This is a genomic window from Photobacterium swingsii (assembly GCF_024346715.1).
Taxonomy (GTDB): domain Bacteria; phylum Pseudomonadota; class Gammaproteobacteria; order Enterobacterales; family Vibrionaceae; genus Photobacterium; species Photobacterium swingsii.
This window is the reverse complement of the sequence record NZ_AP024853.1, coordinates 1,333,662-1,356,821: the sequence shown is the minus strand read 5'-3', so window position 1 is coordinate 1,356,821 and position 23,160 is coordinate 1,333,662. Positions and strand designations below refer to the sequence as shown.

The window sequence follows — 23,160 nt, the reverse complement described above, 5'->3', positions numbered from 1 at the left end:
AATCGCTCGGTATAATGAACAACAACAGCACGGTGCAACACGATGAATCAAACAGAGTCAGCCCCAGCAGCCACACCACTATACATTCATAGTTGTGGTTTTCACTCTGCGCTAGGCTTAGACCATCACGAGATCCATACTCGACTTGCTCAAGGGCACAGTCCAGATATGCAAGTTTGTGACAATATGCTGAACGATGGCACATCAACCGTGATAGGCAAAGTGAGCGCTGACTTAGCGGCTCTACCTATCGCATTAAAAGCATTCGACACTCACAATAATCGATTAGCACAATCTGCCTTAATCCAAATTGCACCCAGCGTTGCACAAGCCGTTGCCCAGTATGGACGCGATCGTATTGCAGTGATCGTTGGCAGTAGTACATCAGGCATTGCTGACGGTGAAACCGCGTTAAAAGCCCAAGCGAGTGATGGCGAATTCCCATCAGAATTTCACTACCACCAGCAAGAACTGGGTAACTTAAGTGAATTCATCGCAGACTATTTTCAGCTACAAGGCCCTACGTATACGGTATCAACGGCTTGCTCATCCAGCGGTCGCGTCTTCCTATCGGCGCAACGTTTATTACAATCAGGCCTAGCTGATGCCGTCATTGTGGGCGGTGCCGATTCACTGTGTAAGCTGACCCTAAATGGTTTTCATGGATTGGAAGCGTTATCAGACGAGCGCTGCAACCCTTTTAGTGCTAACCGCAAAGGGATCAATATTGGTGAAGCTGCCGCCTTTATGTTACTTAGCCAAGATAAACCCTCTGCGAATGCTGAAGACTTTGATACAAGTTCTGATACCAGCTCGGATAAAAGAACAGATAACAACCAGCCAGCCATTGCACTATTAGGTGCGGGGGACAGCTCAGATGCGCACCATATTTCAGCCCCCCATCCCGAGGGGAATGGTGCTGAAGAAGCCATGCGAAAAGCATTAACCAACGCCCAATTAGCGCCAACTGATATTGGTTATATTAATGCTCATGGCACAGCAACACCGCTGAATGATGAAATGGAAGCCAAGGCGATCCACCGTATTTTCGGTGACAAAGTGCCCGTCAGTTCAACCAAACCACTCACTGGCCATACTCTTGGCGCGGCAAGTGCCGTAGAAGCTGCAATATGCTGGCACGTTTTACGGTATAATCTTTCAATACCTCAGCAAATTAACGATGGTGAACGCGCAGACAGCTTGGCACCAATTCAACTTGCTGAACAACATATCGCACTCAACAATAAAGCCATTTTGAGCAATTCTTTTGCCTTTGGTGGCAACAATATCAGCCTTATTTTTGGATATGTGTATGACTAAAACTCCCCACTTACATCAATTATTGCCCCACGGTAGCCCTATGGTGCTAATTGATGACATGATCGATGTTGGCGATGAGCATATCCATTGCCAAGTCACCATCAGTGAAAACAACCTTTTTTTCGATCAGCAGACACGTAGCATTCCAGGCTATGTCGGTATCGAATTTATGGCACAAACCGTAGCGGGTTGGTCGGGGTATCAAGCTTGGCGTAACAACCAAAGCGCACCGATCGGCTTTTTACTGGGTAGCCGACGCTATGACAGCGATTACGCGCAATTTGAAGAAAATAACGTCTTCGATATTTTTGCTGAAAAAGTGATGGAAAATAATGGTATGGCAGCCTTCAGCTGTCGCATCGAGCACCAAGGCACTGTCATAGCAAAGAGCCAGCTCAATGCGTTCGTACCCACAGAACAACAACTAGATCAAATGCAAAATAGGAACCATTAATGACCCGACATGTTTTAGTCACAGGCGCAAGTAAAGGCATTGGCCGCGCTGTTGCGACTCAGCTAGCAAAAGACGGCTTCACCCTTGTCGTGCACTACATGAGCGATAAAGCCGGTGCTGAAGCTACCCTTGCCGACATCACGACTGCAGGTGGTGCGGGTCGTATACTTCAATTTGATATTAGTAACCGTCAACAATGTCGCGACGTATTAGAAGCCGATATTGCCGAGCATGGTGCGTACTACGGCGTGGTGAGTAACGCAGGTATTACCCGCGATACCGCTTTTCCTGCGATGACAGAAGAAGAGTGGGATGGTGTTATTCACACGAACCTAGACAGTTTTTATAACGTCTTACACCCATGTGTTATGCCTATGGTCCAAAAGCGTAAAGGTGGCCGTATCGTTACCCTTGCATCTGTATCTGGCATTATGGGTAACCGTGGTCAAACCAACTATAGTGCAGCTAAAGCAGGCGTGATCGGTGCGACTAAGTCACTGGCGTTAGAGCTCGCAAAACGTAAAATCACAGTTAACTGTGTAGCACCCGGTTTAATTGATACGGGCATGGTTGATGAGCACGTCAAAGAACACGCTTTACCCCAAGTTCCGCTTCGTCGTATGGGTGAACCTGAAGAAGTTGCTGGTCTCGTCAGCTACCTAATGTCTGACATTGCAGGCTATGTCACTCGCCAAGTGATTTCAGTCAACGGAGGCCTAGTATGAGCCGCCGCGTTGTTGTAACAGGCATGTCAGGTGTTACTGCTTTTGGTAACGACTGGCAAGCAATCGAACCGAAATTACGCGCTTGTGAAAACGCTACTCAGTACATGCCAAGCTATGAACAGTACGACGGTTTAAACACTAAGCTAGCCGCACCTATTGATGACTTTACGCTGCCAAAACACTATGGCCGTAAACAAGTTCGTGGGATGGGGCGTGTATCTAAACTGTCTACCGTGGCAACTGAAAACGCACTGATCCAAAGCGGCTTGATTGGTAGCGACATACTGACAAACGGTGAGACCGGTATTGCTTACGGCTCTTCAACAGGCAGTACGCCAGCCATTGGGGCTTTTGGTGTGATGCTAAATGAGAAATCAACCAAAGCCATTACTGCCACTACCTATGTTCAAATGATGCCACACACCACTGCGGTGAACGTGGGCTTATTCTTTGGTTTACGTGGCCGTGTTATTCCTACCAGTAGTGCATGTACATCTGGTAGCCAAGCAATTGGCTATGCCTATGAAGCAATCAAACACGGTTACCAAACGGTAATGGTAGCAGGTGGTGCAGAAGAACTTTGCCCAACAGAATCAGCTGTTTTCGATACCTTATTCGCGACGAGCCTTAAAAACGACTCACCGAAGAAAACACCTAGCCCATACGATACAGATCGCGATGGCCTCGTTATTGGTGAAGGTGCAGGTACGCTGGTATTAGAAGAATACGAACATGCCGTTGCCCGCGGCGCAACCATTTATGCTGAGCTAGTTGGCTTTGCCAGCAACTGTGATGCAGCCCATGTTACTCAGCCGAAAAAAGAAACCATGCAGCTTTGTATGGAAATGGCGCTAAAAGATGCCAACCTATCACCCGATGTGATCGGTTACGTCTCTGCCCACGGTACAGCAACCGAGAAAGGTGACATTGCCGAAAGTAATGCCACCGCCAATATCTTTGGTGATAAAGCGCCAATTAGCTCACTGAAAAGTTACTTTGGCCATACCTTAGGGGCATGTGGCGCGATTGAAGCTTGGCTAAGCCTTGAGATGATGAACAGCGGCTGGTTCAGCCCAACATTGAACCTCAATAACCTTGATGAGCAATGTGGCAAGCTCGACTACATCACAGGCGAAGGCCGTGAAATTGATTGTGAGTACCTAATGAGCAATAACTTTGCTTTTGGTGGCATCAATACCTCACTGATCTTTAAACGCTGGGATCGGTAAGCGCTGTGAGCTTTAAGCATTGGAGTCGTTAATTTGATTCTTCCGATGAGTCAATAAAGCCATCGCCATAAGCACAATAAAAAACACACTGCCCAGGTAGTGTGTTTTTTTATCCGCGAATAATGACCTAACAACTTCAACTTAATAACTATGCTTTTTTACGGCGCGATAAACCAAGCCCAGCTAAACCTAACATCACTAAACCTATGGATGCTGGCTCTGGGATTACGGTATCAGGTAAATCAATCAATACCATGTGCTGAGGGTTAGCAGCACTGTAATATTTACCGCTAAACAATTCTTCTTGCTTATCGTTATATAGATATACATCAAAAACATCACGTGATGAACAACAGCCAGTTCGACCAAAAATGCTTAATGAGTCCAACTCACTCGGGCTACCAAGGACAATTTTTAGGAACTCAGATGGACCTTTACCATCAGAGTGATACATAAATGGATAATCCAGCGGACCTGCACCATCAATCGCTTTATCTGGCGAGCTCGCAGCCGACCAATTGCCACTACCCGTCGCCATTGCCCCCGCAGAGCTGAGCGCTAAGTCATTCCCCGTACCGGTTTCAGTCGCGGCAACCTCAGACACTTGGATCCATAAATCCAGCGAGTTTTTTATCACGATTTCAGAAACGCCCATCAGCCCAGCATGCGCATTCAAACTTAACGTAGTCAGTGAAGCAATAACTAATCCTTTGATGCCATTCATGTGATATTCCTTGAAAGTTATTCTAACTATTCAAGTAGATAGCAAATCAAGTGCCAATTTTTTAACCCCTATATTATCAGTACCTTATACGCATCAAATTGATTAGGTACTCGCAGCTTGTAAAGAATGCTGACACCCAAGACTAGAGGCTTCATACCTCAGCCTTAACGCTGTTCAAAGCAGTCCACCAAGTAATCAATAAGAACCCGCAAGCGTTTGGGGATCAGCTGACGTTGAGGATAAACAAAACTGACAGGTACAGCGGGCAATTGCCAATCAGGTAATATCTGTACTAAACGCCCCTCTTTTAAGTGCTGACGGCAAATAAACTCAGGTAGCATCGCAACACCTAACCCATCGACTACCGCCATTAGCGCCGATGTGATGGTGTTTACACGTAGCCGATAAGGCAAATTAACAATTTCTTGTTGCTCATCTTGTGTTAACTCCCAATACGGCAGCTTCACGACACTTGAGACTTTCACTTGGTGATGAGGGGAAACGAGATCACTCGGGTGCTCTATATTGCCATACTGCGCAAGGTATTCAGGGCTGGCGACAATGATTCTGTTCGACTGAAGGAAAGGTCGAGCCACCATACTGGAGTCATTCACCGCCCCAACTTGGGCGTACAAGTCGATTCCTTCGGCAATTAAATCGACATCACGATTGGTCAATTCAAGATGAATGGTGACATTTGGGTACTCCTTCAAAAATGCATTGATGTATTTCCCCATCACTTTTTGACCCAATTCAACAGGCATTGCAATGTTTAACCGCCCACGTATTAAATCTTGGCTTGCGGTTACTTCAAGTTCAGCTTGCGACATGATCTCTAACATTTGGATGCACGATTGATAAAAACGCTCACCTTCTTGCGTTAATGTCAGCTGACGGGTTGAACGTGTGATCAATCGCACACCTAAATGCTTTTCTAGCTCAGCGACTTTACGACTCACTGTCGACTTAGTCATATCAAGCGCTTCCGCAGCCTGTGTAAAACTCCCACATTCAACAACTTGTGCAAACATAGCGGCACTATTGAGATCCATCACTCACCCTATTAATTAAATTTCTGCAACAGTGTTTCCCTTTTCTCCTATCTAATCAACCAATCTTTCTCATTTACACTTGGTTACAAATAAACAGCCAGACAAAACGTGAGAAGAACACCCAATGACACTAACTAAAAAAAATAAAGCCCCACTTATCGCCACTGTCATTATGCTTACGCTCGGCGTCGCCGGTGGTAGCTATTGGTATGGCTATGGCCGTCATTTTGAATCTACCGACAATGCTTATTTGCAAGGTGAAATCACCACTATTAGTCCAAAAGTATCTGGTTATATCACCCAGTCTTTCGTGACCGATAACCAAGTGGTTAAAGCCGGTGATTTAATTGCAACCATAGACGATCGCGATTATCAAGTTGCTGCCGATCAAGCAGAAGCCAACCTTGCCGTTAGCCAAGCAGCCATCACAAATCTAAAAGCCCAGCGCGAGCTGCAACAAACCTTAATCCGCCAATCCAGCAGCAAGATAGAATCGGCACAAGCTGAATACGAACGTGCCCAGCAACAAGTAACCCGCACCCGTAGCCTGCTAAAACGTAACTACTCATCGCAAGATGAACTCGACGACATGCAATCACATTTAAAAGTTACTCGTGCACAACTGTCTGAAGCACAAGCAAACCATCAGGCGGCACAAGATCAACGTGGCGTTATCGATAGCCAAATTGCCCAAGCAACCGCAGCATTATCAGAAGCGGAAGCCCAACTAGAACAAGCCCAACTCAATATCAGCTACACCCATATCTTTGCCCCAGTTGATGGCATCGTTGGCAAACGCAGTGTCCGTGTTGGCTTACTCGTACAACCGGGCATGCCACTATTGAGCCTAGTACCCACAGAACAGGTATGGGTTGAAGCCAACTTCAAAGAAACACAACTCAGCAAAATGCATCAAGGGCAGAAAGTGGATATTGCGTTAGATGCATACCCAGACCAACATTTTGAAGGTGTCATTGACAGTTTCTCTCCCGCTACAGGCGCTAAGTTTGCGCTGTTACCACCAGAAAATGCGACAGGTAACTTTACGAAAATCGTACAACGCGTACCGGTTAAAATCGTGATCCCACAACCTGAAAAATTAACCCGTACGTTAATTCCAGGTTTATCTGTTGTCGCTACTGTTGATACCCGAGGCTAAGCCATGAGTACGGTCACCGAAGCGGTATCCGCACCAATACCGACAAGCAGTGAAGTGCCACGTCGTCATTGGATCGCCTTAATTGGTGGTCTACTGGGGGCATTTATGGCGATCTTAGATATTCAGATCACCAACTCATCACTGAAAGATATTCAAGGTGCTCTGTCTGCAACTCTTGATGAAAGTTCGTGGATTTCGACCTCTTACCTTGTCGCCGAGATGATTGCAATCCCATTGAGTGGCTGGCTGTCTATGGCACTAGGGAAACGCCGTTACATAACTTGGACCACGGTAATTTTTACCCTGTCGTCGCTGTTGTGCTCGATTTCATGGAACATGAGTTCAATGATAATCTTTCGCGCCCTGCAAGGGTTTAGTGGTGGGGCATTAATTCCATTAGCTTTTTCATTGGTAGTGCAACTACTACCTATTCAAAAGCGCGCAATTGGTATGGCGATGTTTGGTGTCACCGCCACCTTTGCCCCTTCGATTGGCCCAACATTAGGGGGCTGGCTCACTGAAAACTTTTCGTGGCATTACATCTTCTACCTCAATATTCCGCCTGCGATTTTGATGATCTTTATGGTGCGCTATGGCCTTGATGATGAACCACTCGACTTAGGTCGTTTGCTGAAAGCGGACTGGCTTGGCATCATCACTATGGCACTGGGACTTGGCTGTTTGGAAGTAGTGCTAGAAGAGGGAAATCGCGAAGAATGGTTTAGCTCGCCATTCATTATTACCTTGGCGATCATCTCTGGGGTGAGTTTAGTGTATTTTGTGATCAACGAACTCCAACACAAAAAGCCACTGGTAAATTTACGCTTACTCTCTAATCGCCACTTTGCGATGTCGTGTGTTGCCTATTTAATTTTAGGGATGGCGTTACTTGGATCGATCTATGTCTTGCCGCTCTACTTAACACAAATACAGCGTTACAACGCAATGGAAATTGGCAGCGTCTTAATGTGGATGGGCTTCCCACAACTACTGATTTTCCCGTTAGTGCCTAAACTGACTGCCATTATTAAGCCTAAGTATTTAGTAACATTTGGGTTTGTCATGTTCGGCCTAAGTTGCTTTGTAAATACACACATGACAGTGGACTATGGCGGCCAGCAACTGATCTTCTCTATGCTATTACGTGCGATTGGTAGCCCATTTATTATGGTGCCATTATCACTGGTTGCGATGCAGGGGATCAGCAAAGAACAAACACCGGATGCGTCAACGCTCACCAATGTAATGCGTAATTTAGGTGGGGCATTCAGTATCGCGATTATTGCAACCTTGCTAGATAACAAAACACGTGAGCATTTAGCACATATCAAAACCAGCTTACCTGCAGTAAGTACCGACGCATGGTATCAATTACAGCAACAAGCGAGTGCATTTATGCACGCAGGCAGTGACAGCGCAACAGCAATGCTACAAGCCCAAGCGTCATTAACGGCTACCATGCAGCGAGATGCGGCCATCATGGCTTACAACGATGTATTCTTGATGATGACAGCCTTTCTCGCATTAGCTGCGGTGCTCATGTTCAGCAGCAAGAGTTAGGATTAATCAATAAAACTAACAGCGGCTTTAATATGGCAAACATCATAAACTGCCAGTATTAAGCCGCGTTACCACTTTCTCCCAAGCATCAGAAACCAAACCCTCACGATAGTCATCGCTGTTCAGAAACAAGCCGCAGCCTCTGGTTACAGCTCGCCTAGGCAAGATTTATGTATTTTCACAACGACTTTCTTTATGAGGCCAGCGCTATCAATCAAGCATCCCGGTTTATGAGGTTCTTCTGGCAAAAACACCGCAAATGCCCCAGCAGATAAACAAACCGTCATCTCATTTTCCATTGAAGAAACTAAATAATAGTCGTCTTGCGCATCATACGCTTTTGCCACAGGATGCTCATTCGGCAAAGCATAATCAATGCGCTCTTGACCAGAAACTAAAAACTGAAAATCGATATATTCCTGATGTACCTCGGCTTGCTTCAAGCTGGCACAGCTGGTTTCAAAAGCCATAACATTTGCAAAGATACGATCACCATCTATGTCGTGACGACCCGTCGCTAATTGGTGTAAATCTTGTTCTCGTAAAAAAGCGAGACTGTCTTGAAATGCTTTCGGTAAAAAAGCATACGTTTCTGGATGATGGATATTGCCTAAAATCATAATATAGCCTCAAAAAAAGGTTTAAGTGAGCCTTCACTTAAACCTTTAGGGGAGAACTTCCTCGTATAGTGCTTCGCGATATACCAAGAAGATCGGGGGAATTAATACTTACTTCTGATGTTGCAGTGTAAATTCTTTGATGTCATCTTCACTTTTACCTTTGAACAATGGCGCTGTTATGTAACCCACAGCAACCACTACCAAAGTACCAATCACACCGTAAAAGAAGAAATTAAGATCTGTCGCAGAGCGCACCCACAGCACAGCGGCGACACTAGCAATGACACCGACCAAAGCACTATTTGCATTCGCGCGTTTAACAAACACACCCAGCATAAATAAGCCAGTCATAGGGCCACCCATCAGGCCGATTAAACTATTAAAAGCATCCCATAGTTCACTTTCGTTAGACATAATCAAATAAGTGGAAGCAATCACGCCAAATACACCTGCAGAGACAGTCACAGCACGTGCGACAAACAAGGTTTTTTGTGGTGAGTGTTCTTTGCCTAAACGGTGATAAATATCAGAGGTAAAACACGCAGAAATGCTGTTCAAGCTACTTGAAATGCTTGACTGAGAAGCCGCAAAAATCGCAGCAATAATTAACCCAGCGACACCCGCAGGCATTTGTGAAATCACGAAGAAAGGCAGGATACCGCCAGTGTTAAAATTCGCGGGTAACAATTCAGCATGCTGAGTATAAAAAGCATACAGAGCTGCACCAACGGCAAAGAAGAACACAGGGATCACCGCCACCAATTTGGCATTAGTAATAAGCGCCTTCTTGGTCTCTTCTAATGAGTCCGTCACAATGTAACGCTGCACAACATCTTGACTGGCAGTGAACTGCTGAAGGCTGGCAAAAAAGAAACCAATAACCAAAACAGGAATGGTACTGTCAGACCAACTCCATGCAAATTTCTCTGCTGGAAAATATTTATCCGCTTCTGCTGACATACGGAAGATCTCCGTCATTCCACCATCAACGTTAAAGCAAATCATTACAAAAATAAGCACGGCCGCAACTGACAACATAATGCCCTGAATAACATCAGTCCAAATAACACCTTCGATACCGCCCATAAAGGTGTAAACGATGCATAGCACACCAATTAAGAACACGATTGTCAGAGGACTAATATCAACAAATGGAATCAAAGCTAAAGCGGTTAAATACGTAATAATCGCAATACGGCCAATGTGGAACAGCATGAAAGATAAGCTAGCAAACAGGCGCATTCTGACATCAAACCGCTTTTCCAAATATTCGTACGCTGAAGTCAAATTCAGCTTACGGAAAAAAGGAATGTAGTACATGAATACAAACGGCAAAATAAGAATTGCCACATATTGGCCAATTAAAAAGGTCCAATCACCCGTATAAGCCTTCGCAGGGATTGACATAAAAGTGATTGAGCTAAGAGTGGTCGCAAAGACACTAATACCAGCAGCCCAACCGGGAATACGCCCACCCGCTTTAAAGTAGTCATCCGCCGATTTTTGTCGGCGAGCAAAATACACTCCGACCAACATGATCGCTGTTAAATAAACCAGTAAGACGACATAATTTAAGGTCCCAAATGCGTGCATTTCCATGCTGTTGCTCCTTTCTGTATAAGTATGTAGGTAAGAGTTTATTTTTCGCTTTTATTTTTTATTCACGTCTTCAGGTAGATTTATCGTTTTTCAAAATTGGACTCAGCCCAATGCACAACCCCCAATAACCCCGCATCATTGCCAGCAGTTGCCGTCATCACTTTCGGTCGATAGATAGCAGGCATAGCTGCTAAAGCCGTATCAACCATGTCGCAATACCCTTGCGCCAAGCCCACACTTCCTCCTAGAACAACCACATCAAGGTCTAAACTAATCGTCAGATCTGCGATTAAATTGGCGATAGTTAATGCCGAGCGCTGCACTATGAGTGAAGCTTGTTCATTACCCGCAAGATGCTGGCGATAAACCTTATGACCATCGCTGCTCTCGCCCAAAAAGGAACGACCAGCAACCCCCATGGCCGTCCCCGAGGCAATACTCTCTACGCAACCAATCCGACCGCATCCGCAACGCGGCCCACTCGGATCAGCTAAGGTATGGCCAGCATGTCCAGCAATGCCTCTACGCCCAATTTGCAACGTCTGATCCAGCACTAACCCAGCCCCAACCCCTGTTGAAACAGTAATGAATGCCATGTTGTTAATCAGAGAGGGGGAAGACGATGACAGAGCGTGATATTCCGCCCATGCTGCAGCTTGCGCGTCATTAATCACAGTGACAGGCAAACCTGTCATATCAATGAGCACTTGTTGTAACGGGTATTGATTTAATCCACCGAGGTTGTCAGGGTTTAAGGCTGTTAATATGCCGTGATCAATAATGCCAGTAGAAGCAACGGCGACAGCATCCACTTCATTTAGAAATGGCGATATTAATTCTGATAAGGCGTTTGTCATGGCATCTGGCGATTGAGAAGAAGGTGTCGTCATCTGCTCACGGCAAAGAATATTACTGCCTCGTACAATAGCTACTGCTAACTTGGTGCCACCAATATCAACCGCTAACCATGTTTTCATGCGACGTCCTCATCAAGGTGTTGCTGACCTTGTTGCACTTGGTCGTAGAACCAACCGCAGATATGTTCAATACGCGTGATCGCCGAACCTACAGTGACACAAAAGGCACCTGCTTCAATCGCTTGGCGCGCCAATGCTGGTGTGTTGTAACGCCCTTCAGCCATAACAAGACACCCCACCTCTTGCAGGCGTGTTACCAGTTCAAAATCAGGCTCAGCCGGCACTGGACCACCTGTGTATCCAGAGAGCGTCGTCCCTATGATTTCAACCCCAATGGATTGGCAATACAGGCCTTCTTCATAAGTCGAGCAATCCGCCATGACCAAACACCCTTGTTCATGAATCGCTTCAACTAACGCCTTAACCGCAGTTGGACGTAGTCGCTCAGTTGCATCAATGGCAATAATATCGGCACCGGCTTTTTTCAATGCCACTACATCTTCAATGAATGGCGTAATACGAACATCGGTTCCCTCTAAGTCCCGTTTAACTATGCCAATAATCGGTACATCTACCGTAGGTCGCACCGCTTTTAGATTAGCAATCCCTTCAATTCGTAAACCAGCAGCACCACCCGCAACTGAGGCTTGCGCCATAGCAGCAACAATATCTGGTCTATCCATAGGGCCGTCATCAACCGGTTGGCACGATGACACAAAGCCTTTACGTAATGTTTCAATGCACATTTTTTGTGTACTAGTCATAAATAGTGTCACTCCAAAGACAACAACATAATGAAGTTTGACTCCACTTTAATTTCCATGAAGTTTTACTTCAACACTAAGATGACCAAACAGAGACCCATGCCTCATTTTTTTAATTCACATCAAACAAAACAAGACATAGCGCAAGACTAACAAGGCACTGCCCCCCCTAACCCAGCAAGGAGTATTACTCCATGCGGTAAATAAATCTCAGATTATAGACAGTATTCACGCTTTAAAATAACCACTTGATGTTCACTCTAAACGCGATTACATTCTCTACAAAATGAAGTTTAACTCCATTGAGATTTCAATTTGCCAACGAGCAGTAGCCTCTCCTGCGATCACCCAAAGGGAATAATTACGATGCCAATAGCGACCACATTTGCCCTCACACACCTAAATGTTTTCAATGGCGACACAGTTTTGCACGATCATGCGCTGATCATTGAGGAAGACACCATCATCCAAATCGTTGCACATGCAGATAACCCTACATTGCCGAAACATCAGATCAATGGGGCAGGAAAGTTAGCAACTTCGGGCTTTATCGATCTGCAGCTTAACGGTTGTGGTGGCGTCCTTTTTAATACCGATGTCAATCAGAAAACGTTAGTGCAGATGAATAGCACCAATGTGAAACATGGTACGACTCAGTTTTTACCAACCTTGATCACCAGCTTAGAAAGTCAGCTTCATACCGCTGTTGAGCTGATAGAGCAACTTGAACAACCAGAGAAGATAGGGATACTAGGGCTACATTTAGAAGGGCCGTTTATCAGCTATGAGAAAAAAGGAGCACACAACGCCGATTGGATTCAAAGCTTAACAATGAGTACAGCACATTACTTAGCCAATCATCATGCTGCTATTTCAGTGATAACTTTGGCACCAGAACGTACATCGCAAGCCGCGATTGATTGCTTAACTGCCGCAGGTATCACAGTCTCACTCGGCCATACCAATGCCAGTTATCAGCAGCTCACCCATAAGATCGGCATGACCATGGCAACGCATTTATATAATGCGATGACCCCTTTAAATTCTCGGGAACCCGGCGCTGTAGGCTACATTTTTGATCACAAGCCATATACAGGCATCATAGTTGATGGCATTCACGCGGCTTATCCTGCGGTTCGCATTGCCCATCAGCAACTTGGCGATAAGTTATTTTTAGTCACCGATGCTGTCACACCAGCAGGTACCAAGATGCACAAATATGACATGGCTGGTACACCTGCTTTTGTCACTAACGGTAAATGCCACTATGCAGATGGCACTATCGCAGGCGCGGCGCTTACCATGATCGAAGGGATAAATAACCTGATCCAACACGTCGGTTTATCGCAAGCCGAAGCACTGCGGATGGCAACTTGGTATCCCGCGAAAGCCATTGGTATTGATGATAGTTATGGGCGCTTACAGCCTGGTTATAAAGCGAATATAAGCCTGTTGAATATTGCACAAAATGACAAAGGAGCAGCAATGCTCACCGTCGAATCTGTCTACCAAATGGGAATAAAGCGATTTTGATTTGAGTTTGCGCCTCAAAGACACGAGGCGCATTTGAGAATCAGACACGCCACCAAAGAAAAAGGCGCTGAACATTCAGCGCCTTTTTTATGTCGATAACTGTCCCGTCCTGAAATGTGTTTACACATTGAGGACTAATGATGACCATTCCAAATAAACACTACGTTAAGCGCACTCAGCGTGATTACACACTAGGCTTTAAATTACAGGTTGTAGACGCCATCGAAAAAGGCGACATGACCTATAAACAAGCCCAATCAATTTACGGCATACAAGGTCGTTCGACCGTTCTTACTTGGTTAAGAAAGCATGGAAAATTGGATTGGACTACCTGTCCAAGGAAGAACACGATGCCAAAGTCACCAAGAGCGAATGAAACGCCGGCCCAGAAAATAAAACGACTTGAACAAGAGCTCGAAGATGAACGCCTTAGATGTCTTCTTCTCAACAGAGTTGTCGATATTCTTGACGCTGAGCATGGGATGTCGCTAAGAAAAAAGTATATAGCGAAGGAGCAAGAAGCCTTCAAAAAGAGAGGAAAGTAAGCTTAAGTAAAGCTTGCTCATTGCTCGATATATCTCGTCAATGTGTCTATCAGAGAGAAAAGCGTGAGGCAACTCGTCAGGCTGAGCTTGCTCCTGTGAGAGGAATGGTACTGGAACTAAGACGCTTCATGCCTCGACTAGGAACTCGTAAGCTCTATTTCTTACTGAAACCTAAGCTGATAGCCAAGGGAATAAAACTTGGTCGTGATGCTTTGTTTAATTACCTCAGAGAAGAACGCTTACTCGTTAAGCCGAAACGGAGTTACACCAAAACAACGAACAGCAGGCACTGGATGAAAAAACATCCGAACTTGCTAAAAGAAGTCGTTCCGTCAAAACCAGAAGAGGTTCTGGTGAGCGACATCACTTATGTTCAGTCGAGCGAGGGCGTTCACTACTTATCATTAGTTACCGATGCCTTCAGTCGTAAAATTATGGGGTATGAAGTCAGTAATGAAATGAAAGCGAGTGATGTTGTGAAGGCTTTAGATATGACGCTAAAGACTCGATGTTATCGTCATGCGACAATCCATCATTCAGATAGAGGACTTCAGTATTGCTCTAGCCTTTATCAAGAGAAGCTTAAAAAGCATGGCATAATACCATCAATGACGGATGGATATGACTGTTACCAAAACGCGTTAGCTGAGCGGGTCAATGGTATCCTCAAGCAAGAGTTCTTGCTTACTCAGTGCAAAGGTCTTAACGAGTTAAAAACGCTTGTTGAAGAGTCTATATATACGTATAACGAAATGAGGCCGCATCTTAGCCTTGGCATGGATACGCCAAATAAAATGCATGAAAAAAGCCAGCAACTTGCGTTACTGGCTTACTAAAATCGTCAACGTATTTTAGGACGAGACAAACGAGCTTTAAGAGAGTGAGTACCACTACAATCTGTGTTTAGATCCCATAATGCGCAATAATTTGATTCTTATAAATTTCAGCTTGGGTGCCATAAATAATTTGAACCCCATTACCTGAACGGATCACACCTTTAGCATGCAGCGAACGCCACACTTCATCCGACGCGACCAGCGAGGCATCCTTGACAGTTACCCGTAACCGCGTAATACAGGCATCAATATTTTCAATATTCTCAATGCCACCAAGCTGTTCAACGATCGCTTCTGTTAATCCTGACTCTTTCTGCTCATTCACATCTTTACGTGTATAAAGTTTATTCTCAGCTTCATTACGCCCTGGGGTTGAATAGTTAAAACGGCGAATCAAGAAACTAAACAGGAAGTAGTACACCACCGAATAGACTGGGCCTAAAATTAAGATCCATTGATAAGATGTCTTCGCAGTGCCTTGCAATAAACCAAAGAAAGTAAAATCAATCAAACCACGAGAGAAGGTGATCCCTACCGCAACATCCAACATATGCATTAACATGTAAGATAGGCCTTCTAATACTGCATGAACCGCATATAAGGCAGGTGCGACAAATAAGAAAGTAAATTCAATCGGCTCAGTGATCCCTGTTAAAAACGATGTTAACGCTGCCGAAAATAAAATGCCTTTGATCTTATTTTTATTCTTATCTTCTGCACAGCGGTACATCGCAAAAGCCGCCGCAGGTAAACCAAACATCATAGGTAAGAAGCCTCCTGTCATCGTTCGCGTGGCTTCAGAGCTAAAATGCGTAACACTCGGATCTGCTAACTGAGCAAAGAAAATTTTCTGACCGCCAGCAATAAGCTGCCCACCAACCTCCTGCACCCCACCTAGTTCGGTGTACCAAAACAAAGGGTAAATCGCATGATGTAAACCAAAAATATTCAGCAGACGCATCACTGAGCCATACAGGAAACTTCCTATGTACCCCATTGAAGAAAATGCCTCGCCCGCATGCACAATAGCCTGAAAAATTGTCGGCCAAATAAGAGGAAATATAAAAGCTAGCGGGATGAAATACAGCATGGTCATCACAGGAACGAGACGGTTACCACTAAAGAATGCCAAATAATCAGGTAACTGTTTATTCGAAAACGTGTTCGTGATGTAGGCAGCTAATAGGCCACAACTGATACCGCCGAAGACCCCAGTTTGTAACGTGAAAATACCCAATTCATGGGCGTACATCGACGCTATCCCTGCCGCCTCCGCGGGTGACTTCCCAGCCGCTAGCAGCGCATCGACGGTTACACTATCAGGCGTAATACCTTGAAAGCCTAACAAAGTTCCAATAACCGTATGGAAGAGTAAGAAGCCTAATACTGCCGCCAATGCCGCTGTTTCTTTGTTAAGGTTTGCCATTCCAATAGCAACCCCAACTGCAAACAACAAAGGCAAGTTAGCAAACACAAACAGCCCGGCATTAAAACACATCTGTAAAAATTGATTAGCCAGCGTACCTGATGCCAAAAACGTTAAGTTATAAGTTTCAATTAGAGGGCCACTGGTAAAAGCGCCACCAATACCAAGTAAAATACCGGCCATTGGTAACACCGCAATGGGCAGCATAAATGCACGCCCAATCTTTTGTAATGATGAAAATATGCTGTTCATACTCTTCTCCCTTTGACCATTTTAGCTCACTCGCAGAGCATAAAACTCCATCAACCCAAACCACAATGAAGTAACACTCCAAAATGTAATTTCAATGGAGTTAGGCTTCAATCAAAACAAAGCAAAAGAGCGATCTTAGCCACATTCACGAGGTCTTTTAGCAAAGTAAATTAGAGATAGATCACTCAACAAAACAATATTTGCAATAGAGTACGGAGGAAAACACCAGATGACAGGTAGCACTAATCGTTATTACAGCAATAGGCGGTGAGTTACTTGAATGGAGGGAGGGAGTATGTGTAAAAAAGCAACAATGCTGTGATAGAAAGATTAGCGGCGTAACAAATAGTAACGCCGCTGATATTTAGCAAAAAAGCAAAAGTAAATTAATTTTCAATAGCTTGAGTGGTTTTCATTTTATTAGCTTGGGTGCCTGTTACATCATCTTTCACCAATAAGGCATAGACTAAATCCAGTACAAACAGCTGCGATATTTTGGTCCCAATTGAATCCCCTTGCAGCTTCCCCTGACGGTTTCCATTTACGAGTACCGCATCAGCAAAAGCCGTGATCGCTGAACGTGGATTGTGCGTGATCGCAACTGTAGTTGCACCCGCCTCTTTCGCCAATTGCAAAGCTTTGGTTGTTTCAACCGAGTTTCCTGAATGGCTAATCGCAATCGCCATATCATCTGATTGCAGCAATGACGCTTTCATATACATAAAGTGATTATTGGTTAATGCATCAACATTGTAACCAATTCGCATCAATTTATTTTTCGCATCTTCAGCCGTAATACCTGATGATCCCACCCCAAAAAAATAAATACCTTTAGCTGACTGTACTTGTTTTGCCACGCTTTCTAACGTCTCAAAATTCAACAAGTTCAGTGTTTCACCCAGTACATTATTTATGGTGTTATGTAATTTTTGCCCAATGAGTTCTGCACCATCATCTGGCATGACATCGGTATCAAGAATTGATTTTTCATTTTGATTTAAGCTAGAAAGCTCAATCGCCAGCTCCATCTTAAAATCTTGAAACCCTTTGAAGCCTAAAGTACGGCAGAAACGAATAATGGTCGCTTCACCAGCGTTTACCGCTTGTGATAATTCTGCAATGGAAAATTTGGTGACTTCGGCAGGCTGCGCTAAAACAAAATCAGAAATACGCTTAGCTGATGGCGTTAGGCTCTCATGCAAACTACCCAACATATCGAGAACTTTGCCCGCTTTAGCAGCTATCACTTTCGTTGCCATCCATTTTCCTCACATCTTATCATCATTGTTTTATCCTTAATTCTCACATGCTTACTGTCATTTGTGAAGTCGAACTCCATAAATAAGCATCTCAATGTCAAACACCTTACAGTTACCTTTATACTAAACCTTTCTAGCGTAGAACATTTCTAGCAAGCACACTGCAATTCTGCTTAGGCCATCACACTTTTAACGCTTGGTCGTAAAAGTCTCCTCCTTACCATTGCGCGATGAAGCTGAACTCCATAAGATAAACCCAAACTCCATATTTAAATGAATTATGAAGCTAAGCTTCACCAACGAGTGAGAAGAGATCCCATGGAAAAGCTAACAGGCTTAATTGCAGCCCCTCATACCCCATTCGATGCTGCAGGAAATGTGAATTATTCAGTGATCGATCAGATTGCGGCACATTTGATTAAAGATGGCGTTAACGGTGTATACATTTGTGGTACTACAGGCGAAGGCATCCACTGCTCTGTCGACGAACGTAAAGCCATTGCCGAACGCTGGGTTAATGCCGCAAACGGCCAACTGAAAATCACAGTACACACAGGCGCTTTGAGTATTGTTGATACACTTGAATTAACCCGTCACGCTGAAACACTCGATATTTTTGCAACTTCGGCCATAGGTCCTTGCTTCTTCAAACCTGGCTCTGTCGCTGATCTTGTTGACTACTGTGCGACTGTTGCTGCTACCGCACCATCGAAAGGCTTTTACTACTACCATTCAGGCATGTCAGGTGTGAACTTAGACATGGAGCAATTTCTGATTCAAGCAGAAGGCCGCATTCCAAACTTATATGGATTAAAATTCAACAGCGGCGATTTATATGAATATCAACGTTGTTTACGTGCCTGTGACGGTAAGTTTGATATCCCATTTGGGGTAGATGAGCACCTACCAGGCGCATTGGCCGTTGGGGCAATTGGTGCGGTTGGTAGTACCTACAACTACGCAGCTCCGCATTTTAACCAGATGATCACTGACTTCCATGCAGGTAAGCACAATGCCGTTATTGCTGGCATGGATAACGTTATTGCTTTAATACGCGTATTAGTTGATTTCGGTGGCGTTGCAGCAGGTAAAGCAGCCATGGCGCTACACGATATTGATGCAGGCGATCCACGTTTACCTCTTACTCCCCTTACATCAGAGCAAAAAGAAACCGTGATCACTCGTATGCGCGATGCAGGCTTCATCAAACAATAACCACTTTATGTACTTATTGTTGAAAAAATCCGAGTGGATAGACACTCGGATTTTTCAGTTCTGCGGCTTAGTCATTCAAAATAGGCCGCTAAGCAGTCTATGAGATTATCAAGGTTGTTCAGTTAAAACTTCATTAGCGGCGCAGCGCATTCAGTTTCGCTTGTGCCAAGCCAAACAGACTGTGGCTGGAATACCCATTCTCACCATCTTGCTCATCAGCTGGCTTGCCTGTTAACAGTTCTAATGCCTCGGTAACATGACTAATAGCCCAAATATTAAATTCCCCTTTTTCAACCGCTTCCACTATGTCTTTTCGTAACATCAAGTTATGCGCATTTGATTGAGGGATGATCACACCTTGGCCAGTAGCACGTCCTTGAATAACACAAACATCATAAAATCCTTCGATTTTTTCGTTCACACCACCAATTGGCTGCGCTTCACCAAATTGGTTCATTGAACCTGTGATCGCAATATCTTGCCGTAATGGCTGCAGGGAAAATGCCGACACTATGGCGCATAACTCGGCCATAGAGGCGCTATCACCATCGACACCACCGTAAGATTGCTCGAACGTTAGGTGAGTCGTAAGCGGTATTTTCGCTGTTTTACCAAACACAGAAGCTAAATAAGCCGATAGGATCATCACCCCTTTTGAGTGAATATTTCCGCCAAGCTCAACGCTACGCTCAATATCAAAAACTTGCCCTTCACCATACGCCGTTGTCGCCGTAATACGGTTTGGCGCACCAAATTGATAGTCTGAGGTTGATATTACTGACAATGCATTGATTTGGCCGACTTTATCACCTTGAGTGCTCATCAAAGTGGTGCCATTCACAAAGCTTTGCATCACATGATCTTTCAAACGACTGACGCGCATCTCTTGATTTTGCAGTGCTTGTTCTACGTGATTAGCACGGATCATGGTGGCATTCGATGATTTGGCAACGTAATTGGTTTCACGCAGCAAATTGGCGATATCCGCAGAATGGAGTGATAGCTTATTCTGATCATCAGCTTGGCGTGAGCTGTATTCAATAATACGTGCAATCGCTTTACGGTCGCAGTGCAGCATATTGTTATCATTCACTATGCTGGAAATAAAGCGGGCATACTGTTGTTCCGACTCATCGGTACGCAACATTTCATCTTCGAAATCAGCAGTCACACGGAACAGTTCGCTAAACTCTGGATCATAGTGCTGCAGCAAACGATAAGTTTCGTAGTCACCAAATAAAATAATTTTCACATCGAGTGGGATCGGCTCAGGATCAAGTGAAATCGCCCCCGATAGTGTTACTTCACGCTCTAATGAACTCAAGTTTAAGGTTTTAGCGCGTAGAGCACGTTTCAAGCCATCCCATACATAAGGGCGTTCAAGCACTTTTACCGCATCCATCATCAAGACGCCACCGTTAGCACGGTGTAGACTCCCTGAACGGATCAGCGAAAAGTCAGTAAATACAGTGCCTTTATAAGTGGCATTTTCAACATAGCCAAAAATACTGTGATAACTCGGGCTTTCTTCTACCACGACAGGAAACTTGTGATCGTCTTGATTCACCAGCACATTAACTTGGTAGCGACGCGGCATTTTCTTTTCAAGCGCGGCATAGGCCAGTGCGACCTGCTCTTCGCTTTCACCCAAGAAAATATCCAAATTATCAAGCATGTCAGCCTGCATCGCCGATAAGTACTGCTTTACTTCTGATAAATGTTTGTACTTATCTTTTAGCGCCTTGATCACATGCGCAATCACTTCTAATGCAATTTCTTCGTCAAGCTTTTGCAGCTTATCGGAGTAGGTCTCTTCCCACTCGGTTAACTTACGCACGATACCACGCAATTCAACTTCTAAACTGTCAATCGCTTGCTCAAACCGCTGTTGTTCAGCTTCACTGAGTGCAGCGAAGCTTTCCTCGGTATGTGGCTCTTCGCCATTCAAGGCAACCAGTTGGTATTCGCCTTGCGGGGTTAAGCTCAGGCTCACACTCTGGGTTTGCGCTTTGCTTGTCAACGTCAGCAGAGCACTTTCTTGCTTCTTCGCAAGCTGCGATTTAAGCGTTTCAGCGCGTGAATAGTACATCTCGTTATCGAATGCCAACGGCAATGCTTTAACCAGACGCGTCATCAGCTTTTCTATTTCTTTTTTAAAGGTAATACCTGTACCTGCTGGCAACTTCAGCACCTTAGGAATACGGGTATCATCAAAATTAGCGACATAGCACCAATCATACAAAGGCACAGCATTGCCATTAGGCTCATGACGATTCAGGTAACGCAGTACCATAGTACGCTTACCTAAGCCATTACGCCCTATCGCATAAATGTTATAGCCTTTTTCTTTAATCGACATCGCAAATTCGACCGCTTTTTGGGCGCGTTCTTGACCCACAATTTCATCCAGCGGTGTCAGATTTTTCGTCGATTTACATTCCTCGTCCAGTCCGTTGAGTGCCGAACCACGATACAGCTTTTCACTGCCTAGAGGTTGAATTGGCATAAGCATATCCCTCTGTAAGCTTCCATTGATTCAGTGTAGTCATAAAATTATTAAAATTTAGTGACTTAGCTTACGGTTAACGGCTTAATCTAAAGGAAACGCACTCAGTTGCTGCTTTTACCACCAGTTCACCAAGAAAAACACTTATAAACCTTATAAAAGAAAGGGTAATTATATGAATACATTACTTGTAATGAATTAAATAAGGCTGATACCCCTCTCTATTCCCCCTTATCTTTTAGTTTCATTACAATAATATTCAATACTTTATTAAGGTTGAAAGCCTATAATAGAAGGCTATTCGCAGTGAAAAAATCATTCATTCGTAAAAAAACAAAAATAAACCTTTACAACCCCCTTGGCTGATGTAAGATGTACGTCGCTCTGTTACACAGAGTTATTAATAAAACATTAAGTAAAAGTAAAACCTCAGAATTTCTTCGTTATTGTTGTTATCCTCAGTGTTTCCTTAGCTTCATCGTCATATTCAATAATTCAAGCTTTCAGTGCACGCAAATTTTTTGCGATTATCTCATGAATTTATATAAGGGGCATAACATGTCTGCTAAATCTACTGGTCTAGTAAAATGGTTTAACGAAGAGAAAGGTTTTGGTTTCATTACTCAAGACAACGGCGGTGCTGACGTATTCGTTCACTTCCGTGCAATCGCTTCTGAAGGTTTCAAAACTCTTGCTGAAGGCCAAAAAGTGTCTTTTGAAGTAGAGCAAGGCCAAAAAGGTCTTCAAGCTGCAAACGTTGTTGCACTATAATCTAGTGAATAACGTAATGGCTTCTTAATAGCCATTAGCAAAATGACGTAAATGGTTTATCCATTTACGTCAATTTAAAGCTTTACCCTCAGAAATACTTTCTCCGTAACTCGAAAGACCATTCTTCTGCCGTCATATATCACAATACTATTTAGTCACGTCGTTATATTACTCGCATAGTCTTTTAGTAATACTAAGATTAATAAATCATATAAAGGTTTATTTAATCTATATTCATAATACATTAAGGATACTTATGTCTCGTTCAATCGGGCGCAAGCGCTTTTGGTTTCAACAATGTCGTAAAGAAATAACCCAATCAAATACAACAAAGGTAAATAAATGACAGTAACTTTTAATATTTTTCAAGGCAACATATCTTGGAGTGCATTAGTCCACCAATTAAATAGTGATATTTTACTACGCCATATTTTAATGAAAGGCAATGTAAACACTATCGACCTAAATCTTTCCTATTGTGAAGAAACAGGCCAAGGTGAAATAACCAATAAAAATAATCAACTTGTTGGTAGTTTTTCTACCTATTTTTAATGCCCATCAATACGTTAATCCTTCTTCGCCTAGGATTATAAACTGCATAATGAGTAAATTTTAGTTATTAACATTGTCGTTAATGCAAAGCTAATAATTAATAAGCCAACATCCCGGCTATTGAATAACATATCATTCCCTT

Annotated in this window: 20 protein-coding genes; 11 read left to right on the top strand and 9 right to left on the bottom strand. The window is 44.0% G+C overall.

Annotated elements, in window-relative coordinates:
* The first annotated feature begins 42 nt into the window (after positions 1-42).
* From OCU77_RS23225 to OCU77_RS23210, 4 genes are read left to right on the top strand one after another with little or no spacing between them, the layout of a single operon-like run.
* Positions 43-1,320 carry a beta-ketoacyl-[acyl-carrier-protein] synthase family protein gene (locus tag OCU77_RS23225; RefSeq protein ID WP_048899608.1) on the top strand — a complete coding sequence of 426 codons (1,278 nt, stop codon included), beginning with the start codon at positions 43-45 and terminating at the stop codon, positions 1,318-1,320.
* Positions 1,313-1,774 carry a hotdog family protein gene (locus tag OCU77_RS23220; RefSeq protein ID WP_048899607.1) on the top strand — a complete coding sequence of 154 codons (462 nt, stop codon included), beginning with the start codon at positions 1,313-1,315 and terminating at the stop codon, positions 1,772-1,774. The genes OCU77_RS23225 and OCU77_RS23220 overlap by 8 nt, the downstream gene beginning before the upstream one ends.
* Positions 1,774-2,499 carry a 3-ketoacyl-ACP reductase FabG2 gene (locus OCU77_RS23215; RefSeq protein ID WP_048899606.1) on the top strand — a complete coding sequence of 242 codons (726 nt, stop codon included), beginning with the start codon at positions 1,774-1,776 and terminating at the stop codon, positions 2,497-2,499. Before OCU77_RS23220 ends, OCU77_RS23215 begins: the two co-directional genes overlap by 1 nt.
* Positions 2,496-3,728: a beta-ketoacyl-ACP synthase gene (locus OCU77_RS23210; RefSeq protein WP_048899605.1), complete on the top strand. Its 1,233-nt coding sequence runs from the start codon at positions 2,496-2,498 to the stop codon at positions 3,726-3,728. The genes OCU77_RS23215 and OCU77_RS23210 overlap by 4 nt, the downstream gene beginning before the upstream one ends.
* Positions 3,729-3,876: 148 nt before the next feature.
* On the opposite strand, the gene OCU77_RS23205 is transcribed toward OCU77_RS23210, so the two are convergent.
* Positions 3,877-4,452, bottom strand: a complete 576-nt coding sequence (locus tag OCU77_RS23205) for a PEP-CTERM sorting domain-containing protein (protein WP_107302981.1) — start codon at positions 4,450-4,452, stop codon at positions 3,877-3,879.
* Positions 4,453-4,616: 164 nt separating this feature from the next.
* On the bottom strand, positions 4,617-5,504 hold the full coding sequence (locus OCU77_RS23200; RefSeq protein WP_048899603.1) for a LysR family transcriptional regulator: 888 nt from the start codon (positions 5,502-5,504) through the stop codon (positions 4,617-4,619).
* 124 nt (positions 5,505-5,628) lie between these two features.
* On the opposite strand from OCU77_RS23200, the gene OCU77_RS23195 reads away from it, so the two are divergent.
* On the top strand, positions 5,629-6,663 hold the full coding sequence (locus tag OCU77_RS23195) for an HlyD family secretion protein (RefSeq protein WP_107302982.1): 1,035 nt from the start codon (positions 5,629-5,631) through the stop codon (positions 6,661-6,663).
* Positions 6,664-6,666: 3 nt separating this feature from the next.
* Positions 6,667-8,223 (top strand): DHA2 family efflux MFS transporter permease subunit, encoded by a 1,557-nt coding sequence (locus OCU77_RS23190; protein ID WP_048899601.1) that lies wholly within the window; start codon positions 6,667-6,669, stop codon positions 8,221-8,223.
* A gap of 146 nt (positions 8,224-8,369) precedes the next feature.
* Here OCU77_RS23190 and nanQ read toward each other — a convergent pair whose 3' ends face one another.
* The 4 genes from nanQ to OCU77_RS23170 all read right to left on the bottom strand — a co-directional run bounded on the left by nanQ (position 8,370) and on the right by OCU77_RS23170 (position 12,105).
* Positions 8,370-8,843, bottom strand: coding sequence for an N-acetylneuraminate anomerase (gene nanQ / locus OCU77_RS23185; protein WP_048899600.1), 474 nt, complete (start codon positions 8,841-8,843; stop codon positions 8,370-8,372).
* Between the two features lie 108 nt (positions 8,844-8,951).
* Positions 8,952-10,442, bottom strand: a complete 1,491-nt coding sequence (locus tag OCU77_RS23180) for a sodium:solute symporter (RefSeq protein ID WP_048899599.1) — start codon at positions 10,440-10,442, stop codon at positions 8,952-8,954.
* An 80-nt stretch (positions 10,443-10,522) separates the two neighbouring features.
* The gene (locus OCU77_RS23175) at positions 10,523-11,419 is read right to left on the bottom strand and encodes an N-acetylmannosamine kinase (protein WP_048899598.1); all 897 of its coding nucleotides are present in this window, start codon (positions 11,417-11,419) and stop codon (positions 10,523-10,525) included.
* A complete protein-coding gene (locus tag OCU77_RS23170; protein ID WP_204375172.1) occupies positions 11,416-12,105 on the bottom strand; it encodes an N-acetylmannosamine-6-phosphate 2-epimerase in 690 nt (229 codons plus the stop codon). Before OCU77_RS23170 ends, OCU77_RS23175 begins: the two co-directional genes overlap by 4 nt.
* 384 nt (positions 12,106-12,489) lie before the next feature.
* Between OCU77_RS23170 and nagA the strand changes: the two genes are divergently transcribed.
* Together nagA and OCU77_RS23160 are read left to right on the top strand one after the other, a co-directional pair.
* Positions 12,490-13,656 carry an N-acetylglucosamine-6-phosphate deacetylase gene (gene nagA / locus OCU77_RS23165; RefSeq protein WP_048899596.1) on the top strand — a complete coding sequence of 389 codons (1,167 nt, stop codon included), beginning with the start codon at positions 12,490-12,492 and terminating at the stop codon, positions 13,654-13,656.
* A 140-nt stretch (positions 13,657-13,796) separates the two neighbouring features.
* Positions 13,797-15,037, top strand: a protein-coding gene (locus OCU77_RS23160) for an IS3 family transposase (RefSeq protein WP_390624771.1) whose coding sequence is annotated in 2 segments (ribosomal slippage) — positions 13,797-14,169 and positions 14,169-15,037 — 1,242 coding nt in all. Because the reading frame shifts where the segments join, the coding sequence is not laid out codon by codon here.
* Positions 15,038-15,104: 67 nt separating this feature from the next.
* Here the strand turns inward: OCU77_RS23160 and OCU77_RS23155 are convergent.
* Positions 15,105-16,715, bottom strand: coding sequence for a PTS transporter subunit EIIC (locus tag OCU77_RS23155; protein ID WP_107302539.1), 1,611 nt, complete (start codon positions 16,713-16,715; stop codon positions 15,105-15,107).
* A gap of 386 nt (positions 16,716-17,101) precedes the next feature.
* A complete protein-coding gene (locus OCU77_RS23150) occupies positions 17,102-17,974 on the bottom strand; it encodes a MurR/RpiR family transcriptional regulator (RefSeq protein WP_048897326.1) in 873 nt (290 codons plus the stop codon).
* A 318-nt stretch (positions 17,975-18,292) separates the two neighbouring features.
* On the opposite strand from OCU77_RS23150, the gene OCU77_RS23145 reads away from it, so the two are divergent.
* The gene (locus OCU77_RS23145; RefSeq protein WP_048897327.1) at positions 18,293-19,189 is read left to right on the top strand and encodes a dihydrodipicolinate synthase family protein; all 897 of its coding nucleotides are present in this window, start codon (positions 18,293-18,295) and stop codon (positions 19,187-19,189) included.
* 133 nt (positions 19,190-19,322) lie between these two features.
* Here OCU77_RS23145 and OCU77_RS23140 read toward each other — a convergent pair whose 3' ends face one another.
* Positions 19,323-21,695 (bottom strand): Lon protease family protein, encoded by a 2,373-nt coding sequence (locus OCU77_RS23140; protein WP_107302540.1) that lies wholly within the window; start codon positions 21,693-21,695, stop codon positions 19,323-19,325.
* Between the two features lie 558 nt (positions 21,696-22,253).
* On the opposite strand from OCU77_RS23140, the gene cspE reads away from it, so the two are divergent.
* Together cspE and OCU77_RS23130 are read left to right on the top strand one after the other, a co-directional pair.
* Positions 22,254-22,466, top strand: coding sequence for a transcription antiterminator/RNA stability regulator CspE (gene cspE, locus OCU77_RS23135; RefSeq protein ID WP_048897328.1), 213 nt, complete (start codon positions 22,254-22,256; stop codon positions 22,464-22,466).
* 342 nt (positions 22,467-22,808) lie between these two features.
* The gene (locus OCU77_RS23130; protein WP_048897329.1) at positions 22,809-23,018 is read left to right on the top strand and encodes a hypothetical protein; all 210 of its coding nucleotides are present in this window, start codon (positions 22,809-22,811) and stop codon (positions 23,016-23,018) included.
* Positions 23,019-23,160: the final 142 nt, after the last annotated feature.